This is a genomic window from Rhizocola hellebori, from assembly GCF_016862955.1.
Classification (GTDB): domain Bacteria; phylum Actinomycetota; class Actinomycetes; order Mycobacteriales; family Micromonosporaceae; genus Rhizocola; species Rhizocola hellebori.
This window is the reverse complement of record NZ_BONY01000190.1, coordinates 1-1,158: the sequence shown is the minus strand read 5'-3', so window position 1 is coordinate 1,158 and position 1,158 is coordinate 1. Positions and strand designations below refer to the sequence as shown.

General features: G+C 59.8%; 1 protein-coding gene and 1 pseudogene. One reads left to right on the top strand and one right to left on the bottom strand.

What is annotated here, in order from left to right; translation table 11 throughout:
- Positions 1-233: 233 nt before the first annotated feature.
- Positions 234-791: a hypothetical protein gene (locus tag Rhe02_RS49435; protein ID WP_203915549.1), complete on the top strand. Its 558-nt coding sequence runs from the start codon at positions 234-236 to the stop codon at positions 789-791.
- 58 nt (positions 792-849) lie between these two features.
- On the opposite strand, the pseudogene Rhe02_RS49430 reads toward Rhe02_RS49435, so the two are convergent.
- Positions 850-1,158: pseudogene (locus Rhe02_RS49430) on the bottom strand (integrase); the annotation flags it as partial.

Genomic DNA, 1,158 nt, shown 5'->3' with positions numbered 1-1,158 from the left:
AGATTGAACAGCTGTTACGCAGGTCAGGCCCGCTTCCGGTGATCTCCGGAAGCGGGCCTGACTCGTACGGGTGTCCGGCTGTCACGGCCTGAATCCGGCCGTTCACGGCTGTCTGTGCAACATACGTGCAATTTTTCTGAGGTGTTCTCGCTGCGTCCGTCCTGTGGCTAGGTATGCCAGAACCCACTGCGCCGGTCACACGGGCGGATCGCCGATTAGGGCATGCTGCGATTGTGAAGCCTCAGTTTGGTGATGTTCCTGGTTGGATAGCGGCGATTGCCACGGTTGCGGCGGTGGGTGGGGCATGGATTGCCGCCAACCGGCTTGTGAATATCGAAAAGAGGCGTGATGAGGATGTCGAGAAGGGCGCAGCAATCGAGCTAGTGCGTGCAAGACGGGCCCAAGCGGAGCGGGTTGCGGCGTGGTACGACAGGCCGAGGGGCTATCTCGATGCGACTGCCTCCCCAGAGGAGAGAGAGAAATCCTGGGCCGCTTTCGTGAAGAACGGTTCCGATTTGCCTATCTACAACCTCTTCATCACGTTTTGGTACTGGGCACAAGACCCGGAAGTGATAAACAGGCGCGTTGGCTCAACCGAGTTACGGCGGTCGCTCGGTCCGGGTGAGACTTACGAGATTCTTTTGCCACCCCACCTCGCAAACAAAGACGGCCGAAAGCCCGCCTGGTGGGTCGCTGATATCGAGTTTATCGATGCCGCGCGTGTTGGTTGGTGGCGGGACGCCTTCGACGGCAAGCTGACTGAGAGCGAAGTTCGGATTGGATTTGGATGATGCCTCGGCCACCTCCGGTGCTGAAGGTGGCCGGACTTTGCTGACCACTAATGACGGTCTATCCCGGTAGATCGTCTCGCTTTCGATCGGCCTCCACAGCCTCTTCGACTAAAGTCCTGGCAATCGTGTCCTGCCCTTTTATGCACTTGGCGTAGGTCTTGAGAAGCACGTTTACGCTGTTGCCTGCCCACGCGGCTACCTGAACTGCGGGTACGCCGGAGTTGAGCCAGTAGGACAGGGCGAAGTGGCGTAAGTCGTAGGGTCGCCGGGCGAGGGCCGAGGGAAACTCTTCCGGAGCTAGTGCTGCTCGCCGGGCGTTGCTCCACATCGCGAGGTACTGCGATTCGGCCGGCATGCCGCCCAGAGG